The sequence below is a fragment of the Leptotrichia sp. genome (assembly GCF_057270615.1).
Genome location: NZ_DBHIXN010000138.1, coordinates 1 through 1,445 on the forward strand (window position 1 = coordinate 1; position 1,445 = coordinate 1,445).

The window sequence follows — 1,445 nt, forward strand, 5'->3', positions numbered from 1 at the left end:
GAAAGAGATTCCTAAAATTAAAGAATACAGAAAAACTATGAGCAAGAAAGAGGCAAAAAAGAAAATTAAAAGTGAAAGACCCAAAAGGGATAAACTGGATTCCGTATTAGCAGTTGTATTTTTGTTTTTAGCGATGGTTAGTTCTCCGAATTCAGAGAATAAAACTGAAACAACAGAGAAAAAAGAAGTTAAGAAAGTCGAAGATAAAAAGGAAGAGGTTAAGAAAGAAGAGCCAAAGGCTGAAGCAAAAGCAACTGAACTTGAAGCAGACCCTTACAAAGAAATCGAAGCTAACATAAAAAGAAAGTTTCCAAAAACTAGAAAAATAGTGGCTACTGATGTAGGTGTTATACTAGAAATTCAAGCAAAGGGTGGTTTTACCAAAAATATGATGGTTAAAGAAATGTTTAGAGATGCCAGAAAATATATAAATGAAATTAACAAACAGTATAAAATGAGAAACTTAAAATACGAAAGTATGGCACTACAATTTTTTTATCCTATGAGTGATGGCGAAACAAGTGGAAATATAAAAATACTGCAATTGGATGTTGATAATGATATGATTGAAGTTGGATTCGTAATGCCTACAATCGCTGAAGAAGTGAAACAAAATTTTAAATAAAAATTTTTTTAAAAAGTTCTTGACTTTTTACGTGTAAACGTGTAAAATATAAAAGTCAGGAGGTTAAAGATGGAAAATAAGAAAAATATATCATTTAAGGTAGATTCGGAATTACACAAAAATATTAAATTAAAAGCTACAAATATGGGAATAGGGATAAAAGAATATATTTTAAATTTGATAAAAAAAGATTTGGAAAGTGAGGAGAAATAAAAAATAAGACCTCTTTGAAAAGAAGTCTTATGGTATTTCTACCTCATCAATAGAATTATACCATATCGACTTCTAAAAAACAATATTTTAGGAGGAAATTTAATGGAAAACATTATGGATTTAGTAAAAGTTGAAAGAAATGAAAATTATGGATTAGTTGTAAGTAGTAGAGTCATCGCAAAAGCATTAGGAAGAAGACACGATAGTGTATTAAGAGATATAGATAAAATCGTAGAAATTCAATCTCCACAAATTTGTGGAGATCTAAATAAGCTGATATTTACAAATCAATATAAGGATGGTAAGAATAGAAATTATCGTGAATATCTCTTAGCAAAAGACGGATTTATCCTTTATATGTTTAACATTCAAGGACACAACAAATTCAAACTGGCTTACATAAACGAATTTAACAGAATGGAAAGATTGCTAAAACAACAAAGATTGTTACCAATGCCGAAAAGTGACAAAGTTTCAATACCACTTGATAAAGCAGTTCATTGGGCTAAGATAAAAGAGATTGCAAACAAGGCTAATGAAGCAAGAAGTGATACTTATAGAAAAATATGTAAACTTTCTCAGGACTTGGCAATGATAACAAATCAGA

At 29.3% G+C, this 1,445-nt stretch carries 2 protein-coding genes and 1 pseudogene; all 3 read left to right on the plus strand.

Features of this window, described 5'->3' with window-relative positions; translation table 11 throughout:
• Positions 1-625, plus strand: a pseudogene (locus ACO409_RS10930) (hypothetical protein); the annotation flags it as partial.
• 69 nt (positions 626-694) lie between these two features.
• Positions 695-838: a hypothetical protein gene (locus tag ACO409_RS10935; RefSeq protein WP_172617452.1), complete on the plus strand. Its 144-nt coding sequence runs from the start codon at positions 695-697 to the stop codon at positions 836-838.
• Between the two features lie 102 nt (positions 839-940).
• On the plus strand, positions 941-1,445 hold a 505-nt coding region (locus ACO409_RS10940; RefSeq protein WP_485557191.1), incomplete at its 3' end, for a Rha family transcriptional regulator.

Coding starts and splice junctions, on each gene's coding strand:
- ACO409_RS10935 (WP_172617452.1), top strand. CDS start 695: ATGGAAAATAAGAAAAATATATCATTTAAGGTAGATTCGGAATTACAC.